We start from the raw sequence: 19,449 nt of genomic DNA on the forward strand, positions 1-19,449 counted from the left end.
GATGTAAAATCGATTATTTTCATCACTATGAAAAAAAGATTAATCATGATACATTAAGGTTATTAATTAAAATCCCGACCTCCGGAGTGTGAATTAAAACGTGACTAAAGTATCCCCTACAACAAGCCCTTTTACAATACAGCCTGCTGATCGTATGAAGGGACTTCCGACTCAATTTTTTGCAACACTCGTACGCAAAGCCAATGAGCAAATTGCTGCGGGACATGACGTCATTAACCTCGGCCAAGGGAATCCAGACCGCCCTACGCCTCCGCATATCGTGGCATCCATACAAGAAGCTGCTGCTAACCCTTTGTATCATAAATATCCGCCTTTCAGCGGATTTCCATTTCTGAAACAAGCCATTGCGCAGCGTTATAAGGAAGATCACAACGTAGATCTTGATCCTGATACGGAAGTAGCGATTCTTTTTGGCGGTAAAACAGGACTAATCGAGATCGCACAATGTTTGCTTAATCCGGGGGATGTCTGCTTGGTTCCAGATCCTGGATATCCGGATTATTGGTCCGGGGTTGCTCTTGCCGGCGCCGAGATGGCATTCATGCCCTTGCGTGAAGAAAACAACTTTCTTCCAGACTACTCACAGCTCAGCGAATCCGATTTGAACCGAGCGAAGCTGATGTTCATTAATTATCCGAACAACCCAACGGGTGCAACAGCTCCCGCTTCCTTCTATGAAGAAACAGTCGAATTCGCACAAAAGCATGGTGTTGTTGTCGCAAGTGATTTCGCCTATGGCGCGATAGGCTTCGACGGTCAGAAGCCGGTCAGCTTCCTGCAGACACCAGGAGCCAAAGAAGTCGGTATCGAGTTCTACACCCTTTCCAAAACGTACAATATGGCTGGCTGGCGTGTCGGTTTTGCTCTAGGGAACCGAGAAGTTATCCGCCTTATTAACTTGATGCAGGATCATTACTACTGCTCGTTGTTCGGCGGTATCCAAGCGGCAACCGCAACAGCTCTCACGGCCTCGCAAGATTGTGTTACTGAGCTGTGTGATGTTTACGAAAGCCGCCGCAATGCCCTATATACAGCTCTTGCTAGTATTGGCTGGCATGCACGCCCCTCACAAGGGTCTTTCTTCTCATGGCTGCCCGTTCCTAAAGGACACTCCTCACAAAGTCTTGCCGATTTGCTTTTGCAAGAAGCGAAAGTTGTCGTCGCACCAGGCGTAGGCTTCGGAACGCACGGAGAAGGCTATGTAAGGCTTGGCCTCTTATCCTCTGAAGAACGATTAGCAGAAGCCGTGCAACGAATTGGCAAGCTGAATCTATTTGGATAAGCAAAAAATAGAGGCTGCTGCTTCTTTACAAACGCTTGTACTGCATGCTATTCTAGATAGAATAAAAAAAGGAAGTCCTTAAAACTTCTATATCGCAATGTTATGATGGGAATAGTAGGAACCGTTAAGCACGTAAACAGGGAGTAAGCTCCATAGACTGAGAGAGCTTGCCGTGAACCGACTCCGAACCCGCCCCTGAACAGTCAACGATGAGTTGAACAGTGCCCTGCTGTTATTTAGGGAATCTAGAGTTGGGTGCAGCCGCTATCGGTGTGCGCCAATCTAAGGTGGTACCGCGGAAGCTACAGACTTTCGTCCTTATGTTATGAGGACGGGAGTCTTTTTTGTTATCTACATACATGTCAATCAAAGGATGGGATCGATATGACTCAGCGAATCGTCGTTAAAATCGGCAGCAGCTCGTTAACTTCAGATACCGGGGGCCTCAATCCGGATAAGATACGTTTTTTCGCGTCGGAGCTGGCGCAATTGAAGCAGGACGGTCATCAAGTCCTGCTGGTAACCTCCGGCGCAGTTGCCGCAGGCTTCACCTCCCTTGGCTACCGCACGCGGCCCAAGGTACTGCACGAGAAGCAGGCCGCAGCAGCGGTCGGCCAAGCGCTTCTCATGCAGGCGTACCATGAAGCCTTTGCGTCCCACGGCATCAGCGTGGCGCAAATTTTGCTCACAAGGTACGACTTCTCTAACCGGAAGCGCGTGCAGAACGCGCTCATGACGATCGACGAGTTGCTGCAGCGCGGCGTCGTGCCGATCATTAACGAGAATGACACCGTCGCGGTAGATGAACTGAAGTTCGGCGACAATGATACGTTGTCAGCCTTGGTGGGCAATTTGGTCAAAGCGAACAAATTGATCATCATTACGGATATGGACGGCCTGTACACGGACGACCCCCGCAAAAACGCGAACGCGCAGCGTATCGATCGCGTGGACGCCATCAGCGATGAGCTGTTCAGCTTCGCTGGAGGCTCTGGGAGCGCGGTCGGCACCGGCGGCATGCGCTCCAAGGTCGAGGCCGCCCGCATCGCAATGCGCGGAGGCGTGCCGGTGTTCATCGGGCGCGTACTCGAGCCCGGTGATTTGCCGCACGCTGTCGACGGCAGCGGCAAGGGCACGTATTTCGACACGGCGCTGAACAACCTACCGGTGAAGAAACAATGGGTCGGCTTCCACTCGCTGCCCCAAGGGCAAATCATCGTTGACCAAGGCGCGAAGGCGGCCTTGCTCAGCGGTGGCAAGAGCTTGCTTCCTGCCGGCATCACCGGTGCTGCAGGAGACTTCCACCCCGGCGACGTCGTCGAGGTAATCAGCATCGAAGGCGCGCTGCTAGGACGTGGCGTCGTCAATTACGCGGCTTGGCAAGTGCAAGCCGCCGCAGGGTTATCGACCGATGAGGTCCAGAAACGTGTAGAAGTTGCCCGGATCGAAGTCATTCACCGTGATGAATGGGTTCCTTTAACCTAATGAAGAAAGTGAGGCTCTCCCAACCATGAGACAACAACGATTGCTTAACCCAACCTTACGTGACGTTCCGGGAGATGCGGAAGCAGCAAGCCACCGTCTGATGCTGCGTGCGGGATTAATACGGCAGCTCTCCAGTGGTATCTACTCTTATTTACCTTTGGGTCTTAAAGCCCTACACAACATACAACAAATTGTCCGCGAGGAAATGGATGCAGCCGGTGCTCAGGAAATGCTTATGCCCGCTCTTCACCCTTCCGAATTATGGAAAGCATCTGGCAGATGGGATGTCTATGGTCCCGAGTTGATGCGTCTGGAAGATCGGAATGGCCGGGAATTTGCATTAGGAGCTACGCATGAAGAAGTCATCACGACGATCGTGAAGGACGAGATTCATTCCTACAAGAAGCTGCCTGTCACGCTATATCAGATTCAAACGAAATATCGCGATGAACGCAGACCCCGATTCGGTCTGCTCCGTGGACGAGAGTTCCTCATGAAGGATGCCTATTCCTTCGACCGTTCAGAAAGCGGTCTAGATGCTAGCTATCAAAGCATGTATAACGCTTATGTTAACATTTTCACACGATGCGGATTGCAGTTCCGAGCGGTTGAAGCCGATTCCGGCGCTATCGGCGGTACGGATACCCATGAGTTCATGGCCTTAGCTGATGTTGGAGAGGATACAATCGTCCACTGCACCTCCTGCCAATATGCAGCGAATATTGAAAAAGCAATTGGAACAGTGCCGGAACAACGGAAATCCGAGCGAGCAGATTCCATTTTACAAGCTTCGCAACCAGTGAAAGTTCACACGCCACAAGTGACAAGCATCAAGCAGCTAAGTCAATTTTTACAAATAGATGCCAATCAGATCATTAAATCTGTTGCCTTACAAGCTGATGGAGCACCAGTTATTGCCCTCCTGCGAGGCGATTATGAATTAAATGAGATCAAGCTGAAGCAAGCCATTGGGGCTGATGAGGTCTCCATGCTTTCTGAAGTTGATATAGAGAAGTTAGGATCCATTGCCGGATTTATCGGTCCAATTGGACTCCAGGATGTGAGAATTATCGCTGATTTTTCTATCAAGGGCTTGAAGGATGTTGTCGTTGGAGCCAACGAGCGTGATTACCATCTGGTTCATGTGGAGGTCGACCGGGATCTCGGAGCGATTTCTTATCATGACGTTCGAAATGTCGCCCAAGGCGAGTTATGTACCCATTGTGGTCACGAGCTCTCTTTTGCGAAAGGGATTGAGGTTGGGCACGTATTTAAGCTCGGCACCAAGTACAGCCGTTCCCTTGGCGCAACGTTCAGCGACGAAAACGGGGTTTCGGAGCCCATTATTATGGGCTGCTATGGTATTGGCGTTTCACGTTTGCTTGCTGCCATTATCGAGCAAAATTATGACGAACGAGGCATTGTATGGCCTGAGTCCATTACACCTTTTACCATTCATCTACTGACCGTTCATGTTCAGGATGAAGTTCAAATGAAATTATCCGAAGAGATTTATTCAACCTTAATTAGGGCCGGCTACTCTGTCCTTTGGGATGATCGGGATGAACGTCCTGGCGTTAAATTCAATGATTCGGATCTACTAGGCTTCCCACTTCGAATCACAGTCGGCAAGAAAGCAAGTGAGCGAATAGTAGAATGTAAAGAACGCCGAGACGGCAGTCAATATGAACGATCTGTAGAGCATATACTTACGCATTGCCATTCTTTATTCCTAACAGGAGGTCGATCTTCCCATGAGTGAAGTCGTTCAAAAATCTAAATTAGCCAAACAAGCTGCTCAGACAATGGGTAATCTCACAACTGAACAAAAGAATGCCGCATTACTCCTTATGGCAGATAGCCTCGTAACGGAGCAGCAGGCGATTATTGAAGTGAACGCCAAAGATTTGCAGCGAGGCAAAGATTTAGGCACAAGCGCTTCCCTGCTCGATCGTCTAGCCCTGAATGAATCCCGTATCACAGCGATCGCTGAAGGGCTGCGCCAAATTGCTGAGCTCCCCGATCCGGTTGGGGATACGTTGGAAGCATTTGAACGTCCAAACGGGCTGCGTATTCGCAAAATCCGTGTGCCCCTTGGCGTGGTCGGCATTATCTATGAAGCAAGACCAAACGTGACCGTTGATGCAGCTGGTTTGTGTCTTAAGACAGGCAACGCAGTTGTTCTGCGTGGCGGTTCTTCCGCTTTATTTTCCAATGAGAAAATTGTTGAGGTTCTGCACGGTGCATTAAGCCGTTCAGCCATTCCTGCTGATGCCCTTCAATTGATTCTAAGCGCAGACCGCAGTTCTGTAGATGAAATGCTGAAATTGAATGGTCTCATCGATGTGCTCATTCCAAGAGGCGGGCATTCACTAATTCAAAATGTTGTCAATAACGCCTCTGTTCCTGTCATTGAAACAGGTGCGGGTGTATGTCATACTTTTATAGATGAAAGTGCACAGCTCGATATGGCGGTTCGCATCGGTATCAACGCCAAAGCTCAGCGTCCATCTGTTTGCAATAGCATGGAAACATTACTTGTACATGAGTCTATTGCAGAAAAGCATCTAGGTGCCATAGCAGAGGCTTTCAAAGGTGCTCATGTAGCACTAAAAGGTAATGAACGTGCTCGTGAGTTAGTGCCTAGCATGCAGGTTGCCGAAATCGAAGACTGGAAAACCGAATATGGGGACTACATTCTTAACATTAAAGTTGTGAAGGATCTAGATGAAGCCCTTGATCATATTCGTGAATACGGCACGATGCACTCCGAATGTATCGTGACGGAAGATGCGGCTAATGCCGAAAGATTTTTACAGGAAGTGGATGCAGCGGCGGTTTATCACAATGCTTCGACTCGTTTCACCGATGGTTTTGAATTCGGCTTCGGAGCGGAAATCGGCATCTCCACCCAAAAGCTTCACGCTCGCGGACCCATGGGTCTACCGTCATTAACTTCAACCAAATACCGCGTTTATGGAAGCGGACAAATACGCGAATAACGATTCAAAATCAAGGAGGAATGAACGATGTCCACTACTTTATCCCAAACCAAAATAGCCTTTGTCGGCGCCGGTTCGATGGCGGAAGCGATCATCCGCGGACTCATTGAAACCAAAGTCGCTGATCCCCAAAATCTATATGTAATGAATCGCTCGGATCAAGACCGGTTAGCTTTTCTACGATCAGAATACGGTCTTCAGGCAACGTCAGACCCGTTAACGAAGGAAACCTTTCTACGTGAAGCCGATGTTGTCGTTCTTTGCATGAAGCCCAAGGATGTGGAGAATGCCTTCGCCGAGCTGCAGCCGCTTCTGAACGAGCAGCAGCTTCTCGTTTCGGTCATTGCCGGGCTCTCTATCGCGAAAACAGAAGCTCTGCTGCAAACCAATATGCCGATTGTTCGCACGATGCCCAATACGTCCAGCACAATTGGTCTAGGCGCTACAGGGATGAGCTTCTCCTCGAAGGTTAATGCTACATTCAGACAAGTGGCAACCCAAATGTTTGAGGCTGTTGGCATTGTAACGATCGTGGAAGAAGAGAAATTAGAAATTCTGACAGGCGTATCCGGCAGCGGTCCTGCCTATGTCTACTATTTCATGGAAGCTATGATCAAAGCTGGCATTGAAGGCGGTCTTACTGCAGAAGATGCACATCAATTAACACTGCAAACGGTGCTCGGAGCTGCGCATATGGTTCAGTTAACGCAAGAAAATCCTGCTGAACTGCGTCGCAAGGTCACATCGCCTAATGGAGCAACGCAAGCTTCCATAGAAGCTTTGGATCGTTTTCAGTTTAGCGAAGCCATCTCACAAGCGGTGTTTCGTTCTGCAGAGCGAGCCAAAGAAATGGGCGAACAAATTGCTGCGCCAAGCCCTGTAGCGAAATCCTCCTAAGTTTTTTTGAGATCTAATTCTATCTAAAGCAGGTGAAAGTTTACAATGAACGCATATTGTCTAGCCACCTATCGGAGTTTCGATGAGAAAGCCGATTTTCATAAAAAAGCAACAAGCATCGCTGTCGGCCTTACGGTTGGCAGCTGGACCGAACTGCCCGAAGCTCAAAAAGCGCAAATGGAGAAGCATTTAGGCAAAGTCATTTCGGTTGAAGTCCATGAGCCCGCTCAGGGAGAAGCTATTTCAAACCGCTATGCTGATATCACAATCGCCTATCCTGATGTGAACTTCAGTCGGGACATCCCTGCCTTGTTGGTCACTGTATTCGGAAAGCTATCGATGGACGGTAAAATAAAGCTTATTGACTTATCCTTCTCATCTGACTTCTTATCTGCCTTCGCCGGTCCCAAATTCGGGATGCAAGGTGTGCGAGAACTTCTTGGTGTGCATGATCGCCCTTTATTAATGAGTATCTTTAAATCGGTTGTCGGGTATGAGCTTCCAGCTTTGCGCGAACAATTTTATTTGCAAGCAGCCGGCGGTGTGGATCTCATTAAAGACGATGAAATTCTATTTGAAAATCCATTAACGCCATTGGAGAAACGGATAGAAATTTGCCTGGAAGCAGCCGTACAAGCCACCAAAGAAACCGGTCAAAAGCTGCTCTATGCTGTCAATTTAACTGGACCTACATCCAAGCTTGCAGCCCAAGCCAAGAAAGCTATCAGTGCTGGAGCTAACGCTTTACTATTTAATGTATTAGCTTATGGTTTCGATACGCTGCATGAGTTAAGCTCCGACCCGGAGATAACGATTCCGATCATGGCTCATCCAGCCATGGCAGGTGCTACTTATCCGTCACCCCACTATGGTATATCCGCTTCGGTGCTGCTTGGCAAGCTTATGCGTTTGGCTGGAGCAGATCTGGTGCTGTTCCCTTCTCCTTATGGCTCTGTCGTTATGCCTAGGGAAGAGAACATGGCGATTAAGCATGCGCTTCTAACAGATGATTTACGAAAAGATTACACCAATAACGCTCCAGTCGATGTACAATTGAAACTAGCTTCAAGCTTTCCTGTCCCTTCCGCAGGCATTCACCCTGGTCTTGTCCCGCTTATTCTGCGTGATTTTGGCAAGGATGTCATCGTCAATGCGGGTGGAGGCATCCATGGACATCCACTGGGTACGATCGCGGGCGGGCAAGCCTTCCGTCAAGCGATTGACGCTACCATCCAAGGAAAGACCCTTCAAGACTATGCCCGAACACATCCAGAGTTACAATCTGCTATTGACACTTGGGGGATTCGAGAATGAGTAAGGAACGCATTATTTTTTGCGACTTTGACGGCACCATTACCGTAAACGATAACATCGTTGCCATCATGAAGCATTTCAACCCAGCTGGTTGGGAAGCCATCGTGGAACGAATTTTGGACAAAAGTATATCCATACGTCAAGGTGTTGGTGACATGTTCGCCCTCCTCCCTACTTCCCGTAAGGATGAGATTGTCGAATATGCGATCAATAACGCCGTGATTCGTGATGGATTCAAAGAATTCGTAGATTATTGCAAAGAACAGAATATCAAGCTTTTGATTACGAGCGGCGGTATCGATTTTTTTATCTATCCACTGCTAAAGCCCTTTGCAATCCCAAGTGAGCATATCTACTGCAATGCCAGCACATTCGAAGGAAGCACCATTGAGATTTTGTGGCCAAACCGATGTGACGAGCATTGTGCAACAGACTGCGGGATGTGCAAAACAAGCATTATTCGCTCTTATGACGCTAATCGATATGAGCGAATTATCATCGGTGATAGTATTACGGATTTCGAGGGCGCTAAGCTTGTCGATACGATTTTCGCTCGCTCTCATCTCATTGATATGTGCAAACAGCTTAATTATCCGTATCACCCATTTGAGACATTCTTCGATATTATGAAGCAATTGGAGGCTGAACCTGTAACATGAGTATTTTACTAGAAGAAAAACAGCGTGCTTTCGCTGATTTGCGTGAAATTAAAGCTAATTTAGCGGCCAGAGGATGGTTTCCTGCGACGAGCGGCAATCTGTCTGTTCGTGTAGGAGGCTTCGAGCCTGACGCATTCACTTTCGCTATTACATCAAGCGGCAGAGATAAATCTGTGCAAACACCTGAGGATTTTCTACTTGTAAATGAGAAAGGACAACCGACGGAAGCTACAAGCTTGAAGCCATCGGCAGAAACCTTGATTCATAGTGAAATCTACCGTTTAACAGGTGCAGGCGCCATTTTTCATGTACATACGATATTCAATAATTTGATCTCTGAACTGTATTGGGAACGTAAAAGCATACCCGTAGACGGTGTTGAACTTATTAAGGCTTTCAATATCTGGGATGAAGAAGCTCAAATCGAAATTCCCATTTTACCCAATTATGCAGAAATCCCTCGCATCGCCGAGCTGGTGGAAGGTGCGATTGTCCCGCGAATTCCTGGGATCGTGCTGCGCAAGCATGGTATTTATGCCTGGGGAGCGAATGCTTTTGAAGCTAAGCGTCATCTCGAAGCATTCGAGTTTCTTTTCGAATATGTTTACCGTTCGCACTTGCTGCATAAAGGAAACTAATCGCTTTAGTTGAATAAAAAATCAGAAGTCAGATCCTTGCCCAATTGGCGAAGTTCTGACTTTTTTTGTCTCATAGAATAAGTCGTGTTGGGTCAAACTACTTTTACTTGTCAAATCCGTTTACAAAGGAATATAACTACGCCTATGTTCTCAATCATTAATACCAGTTTATTTCTACTTTTATTCATCGCATATGTATATGTTAAAAAAAACATGAGTCTTTTCGAAGTTTTAAACTATTGGTTCTGGGTCTCACTGTTCGGGGAAGATTTTTCTGAAATTGTCGTAACGAATTTACAGCTGATTGTACCATATCGCACTTACCAAATATTTTGGGATACCATGTTTTATTATTTACTATTATTTCCTATGTCCATGATTTGGTTTCTGCATTTTTATTTAAAAATGAGCCGTAAGTGGCAGCGCTTGATACTCACGATTGTTTATACCCTTATATTAGCTAGCATGCATATTATTATGAAGCTTGCCGGTTATGTATATATCGTCCACTGGAAATTTTGGTGGTCTTTTGTAGTGTGGCTAACTTTTATCGTTTCTACTGTGGGACTCATGTACGTACTTCGATGGTTGAAAGGTAGGGACAAACAGCCTGTATGATCTTAATTCCACCGATTACTTTTGACGCAAACGAAGGCTTTGTTACAATCATTATGATCGCTTTGATCCTGCTTTATTGCATGCTTCCTAAGCGAATTCCACTTCCCATTGCACTGCTTATTATGATTTTCAACTCCTATTTGGGACGAGCCGTTGATAATATCCTGTCGTCCTCGTACCCTTTTAATGTGTATGATTCTATGGACACCCCAAACTATGATTTGTTTGATTTTCTGCTTTACACGATTCCTTTTCCTCTCGTTGGCTATTTCTATGTATATTTTTATGACAAGTATCCAATTCGTGCTCCATTTCAGTTTATACATATTCTGATTTGGTCGATTGCCTCTGTTGGTTTTGAAGCTCTTGCTGTCACTTTTTCAGTGTTTCATTATTATCGTTGGGAGATTAGCTACTCGTTTCCTGTCTATCTCTTAACCTTTGGGCTGAACACAATCTTATATAGTCTGGCTAAAAAGCATTACAAAAACTGGCAGCCCCAATAAAAAACGTCCCATTTTCTCCAGTTGAGAACTGTGAGAAGATGAGGACGTTTTTTTACTTATCTAGATTGTCGAAATCGTTGCGAATATTCCTTTGCTTGGTCCACAGTCGCTACTCGATTGCGGCTCCATTCCAGTAATATCCGGTCAATGTAACGGAAGTGTACTTTACCTGCAAATACGGCTTCTTTGAGAGCGGTCATAATGAGCTCTTCTTTGTACATATCCTTATCCAGCCAACCGCTGATTGTTTCCAGCTCCATAGGCGTTAACGGACGTGCAAATTCTTTTTCGAATGTTGTATAAATATTCTTGGCATTCTCGTCAGACGGAGTAGATGCGCGGATCGCACTTAACTCTGCCATCTGCTGCTCGGCCACTCGTTTGGCTAACTTTTGGTATAACGGCGTAAGATTGTATCGCTCACTGCGTATCCCCGTTATTTCTGCTGTATCCTCATCGATCGCGATGAACTGCTCATGAATCAATTTCTGCAGGCTGGCAATGACCAGATCTGGCGAAGCTGACATCCGTAATTGAATCTCATCCGTGGTTGGAAAGTCGTTCTTTTCCTTTTCCAGAAATGAGATCAAATGAATCAGTGTCATGACTTCAATTTCGCTCAACTGAAGGGCGCGGTAATTCTTAAGAAGAAGGCTTGGGACTCCAACATTCCCTTCCAGAAAGCCGGTCACCAGAACAGCTTCTATCTGCTGCTGTGTACTAGATTGTATATTCATCCGATCCCCTTTCTACCCATGGTCGATAAACCCAGTTACGGGTACAAACGGTATAAGAGACGAGGAAATGGAATCGTTTCGCGCACGTGATCCAGACCACAAATCCAAGCAACCGTACGTTCAAGTCCAAGCCCGAAGCCGGAATGCGGCACGGTGCCATATTTCCGAAGATCAAGGTACCATTGATAAGCTTCTTTCGACAGCTCATGCTCCTGGAAGCGCTGCTCCATTAGCTCGGGATCATCAATCCTCTGGCTTCCCCCAATGATTTCTCCGTACCCCTCAGGCGCAATCATATCGGCACAAAGTACGACCTCAGGACGGCTAGGATCAGGTTTCATATAGAACGCTTTAATTTCTGTCGGCCAATGTGTAATGAATACCGGTGTTTCATATTGAGCAGCAATCGCTGTTTCATGCGGAGCTCCGAAGTCCTCGCCCCATTGGAATTCATGACCGTTCTTTTGTAGATAATCTACAGCCTCATCATACGTAATCCGCGGGAAACTGCCTTGAATTTTCTCCAGCTTCGTTGTGTCTCTTTCTAAGGTTTCCAGCTCTGGTCCACAATTTTTGAGCACGTTTTGAACAATATAAGAAACGAATTGCTCCTGTACTTCCAGGTTCTCGACATGATCAACAAATGCCATTTCAGGTTCAATCATCCAAAACTCGATAAGATGTCTGCGTGTTTTGGACTTCTCTGCTCGGAATGTTGGACCGAAAGAGTATACACGGCCAAGTGCCATCGCGGCTGCTTCCATGTAGAGCTGTCCGCTTTGAGTAAGGAAGGCATCCTCATCAAAGTATTTGGTGTGAAATAAATTCGTTGTTCCTTCACATGAGGAAGGGGTTAGAATCGGTGGATCCACCAAATGGAAACCACGCTCATTGAAAAATTGCTGTACGGCTTGAATGATTTGAGCGCGAATCACGAGCACGGCACGCTGACGTGGACTCCGAATCCACAAGTGTCGGTTATCCATCAAGAAATCAACGCCATGCTCCTTCGGAGTTATCGGATATTCTTCTGTCACTTGGATGATTTCAATGCCTAGGACATCAAGCTCATAGCCGCCTTTACTCCTCGTATCCTCTTTCACTTTTCCTGTTATGTAAAGTGAGCTTTCCTGCGTTAGCTTAGAAGCGGCTTCCCAGACGTCTTCTCCTACATCACTTTTGACCACGACACCTTGTATATATCCGGAACCGTCTCTTAGTTGTAAAAACTGAATTTTACCACTTGAACGTTTCTTGTTTAGCCAACAGCCAATGGTAACCGACTCGCCGACATGATGTTTAACTTCACTTATCGTACTTTTCATTCTGCTTTTGAACCTCCTTAAAGTTTTCGTGAAAAATCTAACTGAACACTTCTTTATTGTACACTATTTCTATTTCCATGAGAAAAATCTATCTTGGACAATTCCAATCAGATGTTTTGTGACTGAATGAGCCCAAATGTATCTCGAGCGATCACCCACTCCTCATTCGTTGGGATCACAAGCACTTCCACTTTGGAGCCTTGCTTTGAAATCCGTCGCTCCAGACCTCTCCCCTTGCGGTTCGCTTCTTCATCGAATTCTACACCGAGGAATGTCAGGCGTTCGCAGACGGTTTGACGAAGCAGCTCGGAATTTTCTCCAACACCAGCTGTAAAAACAATCGCATCGACGCCATTCATCGCCGCGGCGTAAGCACCAATGTATTTGCGGAGCCGATACTCATACATTTCAAAAGCAAGCGCGGCGTTCTTATCGCCCGCCTCCAATGCTTCCACGATCTCGCGCATATCGCTCGAGATCCCCGAGATCGCCTGCAGCCCGCTGTGCTTGTTCAGCATGGAGCTGATCTCGCCCAGCGTCAAATCCTCCTTGCCCATCGCATAAGGCACGATGGCCGGATCGAGATCGCCGCTGCGCGTGCCCATCATCAGTCCTTCGAGCGGGGTCATCCCCATGCTCGTATCCACAGACTTGCCGCCCATAACGGCGGCGCAAGAAGCTCCGTTACCGATGTGACAGGTAACGAGCTTCAGCTGCTCCAGCGGGCGGCCTAGGAAGGCTGCGGCACGCTCGCTCACGTAATTGTGCGAGGTGCCGTGGAACCCATAACGGCGCACCTTGTGCTTCCGGTACAGAGCCATCGGTACCGGATAGAGGTAGGCGTGCGCCAGCATCGACTGATGGAAGGCAGTGTCGAAGACGACGGCCTGCGGTACGCCGGGCATGTTCGCCTCCACCGCTGAGATGCCGAGCATATGCGCCGGGTTGTGGAGCGGCGCCAAATCGAAGAGCCGCTTGATCTCCTTCTTCACGTCGTCATTCACGAGGACGGAGCTCTTGAAGGATTCGCCGCCGTGAACGACTCGGTGGCCGACTGCGTCGATTTCCGACGTAGACGCCAGCACGCCGTGTTCGGGGTGCGCCAGCAGCTCGAGCACTTTGCGAATGGCTGTTGTATGCTCGAGAATCTCTCTTACCTCATGAACTTCGGCTTTCCCCGTCGGTTCATGCGTCAATATCGCCGTTTCCATCCCGATTCGCTCCACCTTACCTTTGGCGAGAACATTTCCCTCTTCCATTTGGAAGAGCTGGTATTTAAGCGAAGAGCTCCCTGCATTGATAACGAGAATATTCACAAACGATCACCATCCTTGTCATACCGGAAAAAGCCTTCTCCCGTCTTAACTCCCAGATGTCCCGCTCGGACCATTTGTTTTAGTAGGAAGGACGGACGGTACTTCATGTCTCCATAATCACGGAACATGCCCTCAAGGGCTGCATGCACCGAATCTAATCCGAATCGGTCACACATTTCCAGTGGACCATATTTGAAATCATAACCGATCCGCATCGCGGTATCGATATCCTCAGCGGATGCCACTCCTTCGGACAGCGTGTGCAGCGCCTCATTAATCAATGTACAAATAAGCCTCGTAGTAATGAAGCCTGGAGACTCGGTGACCTTAATACTTTTCTTTAAAATGAGCTCGTCCACGAAACGACGTGTTTGATTGAAGGTCTCGTCTGACGTTTTCATCGCTCGAATAATTTCGACGAGGTTAATTTTCGCCACAGGGTGCAAAAAGTGAAGTCCAATCACGCGTTCGGGATTCGTTGTGACCGCCGCAATCTCCGTCACGCTAAGCGTGGATGTATTCGTTGCTAGAATAATGGCTGGCGAACATATTTGATTCAGTTGGAAAAATACATGCTTTTTCGCATTCAAATCCTCTGAAATCGTTTCTATAACCATATCGCAAGCGGCCATATCTTGCAGGGAATCGGCTTTTCTGATTTTGGCTAAAATCAGCTTTTTCTCCGCTTCAGTCAATGACCACCGTTCTATTTGCTTGTCTAAGCTAACCATAATCTGTTCTATGGCTCGATCGAGCTTATCTGATGTTTTCTCAACGAGTACTACGTCCAAACTTCGGGCAGCGAGCATTTCTGCAATCCCCTGTCCCATCGTTCCTCCGCCGATTACACCAATTGTTTTGAATACCATGGCAAGTTTCTCCTTCTCCCACGCTGCGTCTTACCAACTTCTAAATTATTCACTTCTTTATCGTTCAAATTCTCAATCCAACCTCATCTCGGAAACCCAATCCTATCATACAATTTTTGTTCCCCAATTTCATTAGTATACACAAAACATTCGCTGGATTATCTCAGCTTTGACACAATTCCTGCTGGTTTGGAGAGGAGAAGATTAAATAAATAATAAAACACTTATCATCTTAAACACTTGTAACTTAGGTGTAATGCATCATCTATCAAAGCAACCCAACTTATCCACAGATAGTTACTGGGAATAATATAATTGACATATCCTCTCCTTCTTTTCCGAAAAGCTCTGAGGGCTGAAAGGCAATCGTGGTTACCACTGTTGTATTTTTTACAACAATTAACACACCAAAAGGCTATTTTGCAACTTGAAGTTGCATTTCGTACAACATTTTGAGCTCATTTGATGCGAAATGGTCTATATTGGGCTAAATTGTTGTACATTATGCAACAATGAAGGGAGATAGGCGAGATTTAGGCATAAATTGTTGCACTAAATACAACATCTACCTCTAAGTGTGAAGAAATCAACTTCATTGTTGCAGTTTCTACAACTTTACAACAATGAAGCTGATTGATGGACCGGAACTGTGGAGGAAAAAGCTACACAAAAAACCGCTGGCCACAAGGCCAACGGTCATCTTATGCACTCTTCGTCACAGAAGCATCGAATAAATTACGGAACGTGTCACCAGAAAGAACTTCTTCTTTCATCAAAATCGCAAAGGAATGTTCAAAAACACTGCGCTGCTGCTCTAAAAGCTCCTTCGTGCGAATCATGAGCGCATCAAGGATAATCGTATTCTCTTTCATAAGCTGATCCTTCGTCACCATCTCACGATCAATGATACCGAGGGAAGTAAGTCCTGAATCCATCATATTACGCACCATGGAAAGGGACTGCTCGAAATCGTTACGCGAGCCAGTACTGCGCCCGCCATAGAAGATTTCTTCAGCCGCGGCACCACCGAGAGCAATCATGATTTGCTGCTCAATATAATCTTTGGTGTACAAATAATGATCTTTCGGAGGATTATGACGCACATATCCGAGCGCTTTCCCCCGCGGACTAACGGTTACCTGTGAAACAGAGCCAGGGCGCACAATTTCAGCGATAATAGCATGCCCCAATTCGTGATAAGCAACGCGCTCTTTTTCCTCTTGCGCCGTTTCTTTATCCGTTCTTTCCCCCATCATCACTTTATCAATCGCGGAAGCCAGATGGTGCTGTTCAATAGCCAGTTTATCTTCTCTCATGGCATAGATTGCTGCTTCATTCAGAACGCCTTCTAGCTGTGCGCCAGAGAAACCAAAGGTTTGATCAGCGATCGTATCCAGAGAAACGCCTTGAGCCAGCGGTTTATTTTTGACATGAATATCGAGAATGGACAGACGTCCTTTCTTATCTGGTAAGTCCACTTCAATATGACGGTCGAAACGGCCAGGACGCAATAAAGCACTGTCGAGAATCTCCTTGCGGTTCGTTGCTGCAATAATCAAAATACGTGGAGCATCATTCGTATGAATACCATCCATTTCAGTCAATAGCTGGTTCAACGTCTGATCATACTCCCGATGTTGACCGCCATCCCGTTTACCGCCGATAACATCAATCTCATCAATGAAAATAATCGCATTGTCTTTGCCTTCTTTAACAGCACGGGTTCTTGCTTCCTTGAATAGGTCACGCACACGACTTGCACCGACACCCACATACATTTCCACAAATTCACTGCCTGAAGCGGCCATATAAACGGAATTCGTATAATGAGCGGCTGCTTTGGCCATTAACGTTTTCCCTGTTCCAGGAGGTCCAGTAAGCAGAATCCCTTTGAGCGGACGAATACCTAATTTCTTAATTTCTTCATGCTTGATTAGAAAATCAAGAGCTTCCATCAATTCTTTCTTAGCGCGATCTTGTCCGCCAATCTCATCAAACGTCAAGTACGAAGGCGTGCGATTCTTGCTTTTACGATCACCGCCACCTGCAGATATACCAGCACCGCTGCGGCCTTTTATCATATAAAACAAGGATACACCCAATACGCCAACAAATAAGATAGGTATCACATTTACACCTAGAAAGGCCAAAAAGATTAGGAGAACCGGTATAAATCCAATCCCAATTTCTTTATAAATTTTACTCATTCGGCCACACTCCTATCTGGGAAGTTCTAGGTAGCATGATGAATTTAGTGGCATCACCATCTGTCAGGCGAATATATACATAAGTTTGGTCCATTTCACTATCAACTTTCATGGTTGGAACACCCTCAGCATATTTCTGCAAGGTTGTTGGAATATCTGCATAATGCTTCGTTTCCATTGCTTGTGCTACCTCAAATAATGCTTTAGACCACCACTGGTCTAGTTTTTCGGACGGGTTGCTTTTCACATCAATATTCACAGTACGCTTTCCGATAATGGATGCACCATCTTTATGAATACGATCCACCACATTTCGTAAATTGGCGTCTGGGTTTAGACTAACTTGTATGTCAACTTGGTTATTGTCAAGTTTCATCGTTGAGCTCGTTACACCGGGAACCTTGCTAATGATATCAGATAATGGATTTTCCATAGCTAAGCTTGTATAAGCGAACCAACCACCGAATAAAACTCCAGCAGAGATAATAACACTCATGACGACAGGTAAGAGACGCAGCTTCATCAGTCAACGTCCCCCTTTCTATACGTATTTTGTTGCCTCAATTGCTATACGATGAGTATATCACGCGATGAATGCATTAGCTCTATGAAATGAGTGGAAACAACAAAACTCAGCCTAATGCAGGCTGAGTCTGTATGTATCCATATAGAGTCCATCTTTGAATTTGTAATAATCATAGAAATAACGTGTACCGCTGTTTTCTTTCTTTTTATAGAAAACTTCCCAGACATAATCGTTACCAAGCTTACCTGGCAGCACGCGTTCTATTTCTATCTCTGGCGCTTTTTTTAGAACGGTTTCCCGTACCTGCGTTTCGGTGAACGCTTCAGCTGTCATCTCCGTATGAATCCCTTTGTCTGAAACCCAAACGATGACGCCTTGACCCAGCTTGTCTTCGCCATAAACGATTTGGACAGGTTCATCACCATAAAAGAAATCCACTTTGGTTGCTTTCGTCATAATGCTTTTCTCGTAGGCTATTTCTACCGCTTTGCGCTTATCGTCCCAGTGCTCATTCTGAACATTTAAATAAAAGCGGCTAAGCACGACACCAAGTGTCAAAATAATAAATACACCGAATGTTAGGATCCTTGTTCGCTTCGCATTCATGAACGCCGCTCACCTCCCCCAGACGAACTTACAAGGAAATCACTTAGCCAATGAGCTTATCAAAGCATAGTTCAAACTCACGTTTAATTTTTTCTTCATCAAGTGTTAAACATTCTCCCTTGCGGACAATCCAATTACCGTCTACACACACATCAACAACATCTTTTGCACAGGCAGAGTAAACAATATGGGACACAAAATCCGTCTTCGGAAGGAAATGAGGTTGATCGATATCCAGTGCGATGAAATCAGCCTTCATGCCAGCCTGCAGTAAGCCTACATTATCTAACCATATGGATTCTGCACCCATTTTTGTTCCCATAAGAAGCGCTTCTGCAGCAGGCACAGCTAAAGGATCGCCAGAAACACCTTTGTGAATCAGCGCGGCGAGTCTCATTTCTTCGAACATATCCAAGTTGTTATTGGAAGCCGCTCCATCTGTGCCAAGTGAAACCTTCACGCCTGCACGAAGAAGTTCAGGAACTCGGGCAACACCGCTAGCAAGCTTCAGATTGCTTCCTGGGTTGTGGGAAATACGAACATCATATTGCTTAAGGACACTGATTTCTTCATCTGTGAGATGAACACCATGCGCGATGAGCGTTGGTCTGCTGAACACTCCATGCTTTTCTAAATGTGCGACTGGTCTCAAACCGTATTGATCCACATTTCCCTGAACTTCACGAAGGGTCTCCGACATGTGAGTATGGATTGGCAGATTTAAATCATGGGCCACTTGAACAATTCGCTCAATAAAGTCCGGAGGACATGTATAGGGTGCATGTGGAGACATCATTGTCGTGATTCTTCCATTTGCACCGCCATGCCAATTTCTTGCAAACTCCGTAGCTTCTTTCAATTTAGCATCTTGTACTTCCGGTGGACAAAGACCAATAATACCTCGGGTCAGAACACCGCGCATACCTGACTCTTCAACGGCCTTAGCCACTTCGTTCATATGGTCATACATATCTACAAAAGTTGTCGTACCGCCTTTAATCATTTCTAGAATGGATAACAGCGTCCCCCATTTCACATCTTGGGAGCTGAATTTGGCTTCCATCGGCCACATTTTCTCTTCTAACCAAATTTGAAGTGCTAGATCGTCACCATATCCGCGTAAAAGCGACATCGCTGCATGTCCATGCGTATTCACCAGACCAGGCATATAAAGCTTGTTCTTGCCGTCAATAACTTCGTCATAATTTTCTCGAGGTTCAGGTATTTCCTCACCGATGTATGTAATCTGGCTGCCTTCTATTACCATACAGCCCTTGATAGACGATTTTTCTGCATGATTTGAGATAAAAATACCGTTCATAATTAATGTTTTTTTCATACTAAAAATCCCTCTCTATGCTCATTCTATTAACAAACACTGCCTTATAAACTTTACCTCTTCGAGCTTGTAAAATCAAGGAAGCTTCACTATGTTAAGAAA

At 46.2% G+C, this 19,449-nt stretch carries 18 protein-coding genes; 10 read left to right on the top strand and 8 right to left on the bottom strand.

Annotated features, from left to right (window positions below; all coding sequences use genetic code 11):
• Window positions 1-100: 100 nt before the first annotated feature.
• The 10 genes from ACBP55_RS23225 to ACBP55_RS23270 all read left to right on the top strand — a co-directional run bounded on the left by ACBP55_RS23225 (window position 101) and on the right by ACBP55_RS23270 (window position 10,422).
• A complete protein-coding gene (locus ACBP55_RS23225; protein ID WP_464645273.1) occupies window positions 101-1,303 on the top strand; it encodes an aminotransferase class I/II-fold pyridoxal phosphate-dependent enzyme in 1,203 nt (400 codons plus the stop codon).
• A 384-nt stretch (window positions 1,304-1,687) separates the two neighbouring features.
• Window positions 1,688-2,788 (top strand): glutamate 5-kinase, encoded by a 1,101-nt coding sequence (proB, locus tag ACBP55_RS23230; RefSeq protein WP_464645275.1) that lies wholly within the window; start codon window positions 1,688-1,690, stop codon window positions 2,786-2,788.
• Between the two features lie 25 nt (window positions 2,789-2,813).
• Entirely contained in the window at window positions 2,814-4,550 is a 1,737-nt protein-coding gene (locus ACBP55_RS23235; RefSeq protein WP_464645277.1) for a proline--tRNA ligase, read from the top strand.
• Window positions 4,543-5,790 (top strand): glutamate-5-semialdehyde dehydrogenase, encoded by a 1,248-nt coding sequence (locus ACBP55_RS23240; protein ID WP_464645279.1) that lies wholly within the window; start codon window positions 4,543-4,545, stop codon window positions 5,788-5,790. Before ACBP55_RS23235 ends, ACBP55_RS23240 begins: the two co-directional genes overlap by 8 nt.
• Window positions 5,791-5,817: 27 nt before the next feature.
• Entirely contained in the window at window positions 5,818-6,687 is an 870-nt protein-coding gene (gene proC / locus ACBP55_RS23245; protein ID WP_464645281.1) for a pyrroline-5-carboxylate reductase, read from the top strand.
• Between the two features lie 45 nt (window positions 6,688-6,732).
• Window positions 6,733-8,001, top strand: coding sequence for a 2,3-diketo-5-methylthiopentyl-1-phosphate enolase (locus ACBP55_RS23250; RefSeq protein ID WP_464645282.1), 1,269 nt, complete (start codon window positions 6,733-6,735; stop codon window positions 7,999-8,001).
• On the top strand, window positions 7,998-8,660 hold the full coding sequence (locus ACBP55_RS23255; protein ID WP_173184640.1) for a 2-hydroxy-3-keto-5-methylthiopentenyl-1-phosphate phosphatase: 663 nt from the start codon (window positions 7,998-8,000) through the stop codon (window positions 8,658-8,660). Before ACBP55_RS23250 ends, ACBP55_RS23255 begins: the two co-directional genes overlap by 4 nt.
• On the top strand, window positions 8,657-9,298 hold the full coding sequence (gene mtnB, locus ACBP55_RS23260; protein WP_464645284.1) for a methylthioribulose 1-phosphate dehydratase: 642 nt from the start codon (window positions 8,657-8,659) through the stop codon (window positions 9,296-9,298). The genes ACBP55_RS23255 and mtnB overlap by 4 nt, the downstream gene beginning before the upstream one ends.
• A 213-nt stretch (window positions 9,299-9,511) precedes the next feature.
• Window positions 9,512-9,916, top strand: coding sequence for a hypothetical protein (locus ACBP55_RS23265; protein ID WP_464645286.1), 405 nt, complete (start codon window positions 9,512-9,514; stop codon window positions 9,914-9,916).
• The gene (locus ACBP55_RS23270; protein WP_464645288.1) at window positions 9,913-10,422 is read left to right on the top strand and encodes a hypothetical protein; all 510 of its coding nucleotides are present in this window, start codon (window positions 9,913-9,915) and stop codon (window positions 10,420-10,422) included. The genes ACBP55_RS23265 and ACBP55_RS23270 overlap by 4 nt, the downstream gene beginning before the upstream one ends.
• Before the next feature lie 56 nt (window positions 10,423-10,478).
• Here ACBP55_RS23270 and ACBP55_RS23275 read toward each other — a convergent pair whose 3' ends face one another.
• From ACBP55_RS23275 to ACBP55_RS23310, 8 genes are all read right to left on the bottom strand, one after another.
• Window positions 10,479-11,159: a DnaD domain-containing protein gene (locus ACBP55_RS23275; RefSeq protein WP_464645290.1), complete on the bottom strand. Its 681-nt coding sequence runs from the start codon at window positions 11,157-11,159 to the stop codon at window positions 10,479-10,481.
• 35 nt (window positions 11,160-11,194) lie between these two features.
• Complete coding sequence (gene asnS / locus ACBP55_RS23280) at window positions 11,195-12,484, bottom strand: asparagine--tRNA ligase (RefSeq protein ID WP_029193063.1); 1,290 nt, start codon at window positions 12,482-12,484, stop codon at window positions 11,195-11,197.
• A 107-nt stretch (window positions 12,485-12,591) separates the two neighbouring features.
• Entirely contained in the window at window positions 12,592-13,800 is a 1,209-nt protein-coding gene (locus ACBP55_RS23285; RefSeq protein WP_464645292.1) for an acetate/propionate family kinase, read from the bottom strand.
• The gene (locus tag ACBP55_RS23290) at window positions 13,797-14,669 is read right to left on the bottom strand and encodes a 3-hydroxyacyl-CoA dehydrogenase family protein (protein WP_464645294.1); all 873 of its coding nucleotides are present in this window, start codon (window positions 14,667-14,669) and stop codon (window positions 13,797-13,799) included. Before ACBP55_RS23290 ends, ACBP55_RS23285 begins: the two co-directional genes overlap by 4 nt.
• Window positions 14,670-15,370: 701 nt before the next feature.
• Window positions 15,371-16,876, bottom strand: coding sequence for an AAA family ATPase (locus ACBP55_RS23295; protein ID WP_464645296.1), 1,506 nt, complete (start codon window positions 16,874-16,876; stop codon window positions 15,371-15,373).
• The gene (locus tag ACBP55_RS23300; RefSeq protein ID WP_029193059.1) at window positions 16,869-17,399 is read right to left on the bottom strand and encodes a hypothetical protein; all 531 of its coding nucleotides are present in this window, start codon (window positions 17,397-17,399) and stop codon (window positions 16,869-16,871) included. Before ACBP55_RS23300 ends, ACBP55_RS23295 begins: the two co-directional genes overlap by 8 nt.
• A 114-nt stretch (window positions 17,400-17,513) precedes the next feature.
• Complete coding sequence (locus ACBP55_RS23305) at window positions 17,514-18,008, bottom strand: cell wall elongation regulator TseB-like domain-containing protein (RefSeq protein ID WP_464645298.1); 495 nt, start codon at window positions 18,006-18,008, stop codon at window positions 17,514-17,516.
• A gap of 43 nt (window positions 18,009-18,051) precedes the next feature.
• Window positions 18,052-19,347, bottom strand: coding sequence for an amidohydrolase (locus ACBP55_RS23310; RefSeq protein ID WP_464645300.1), 1,296 nt, complete (start codon window positions 19,345-19,347; stop codon window positions 18,052-18,054).
• Between the last annotated feature and the right edge of the window lie 102 nt (window positions 19,348-19,449).

The sequence above is a fragment of the Paenibacillus sp. WG02 genome, assembly GCF_055396115.1.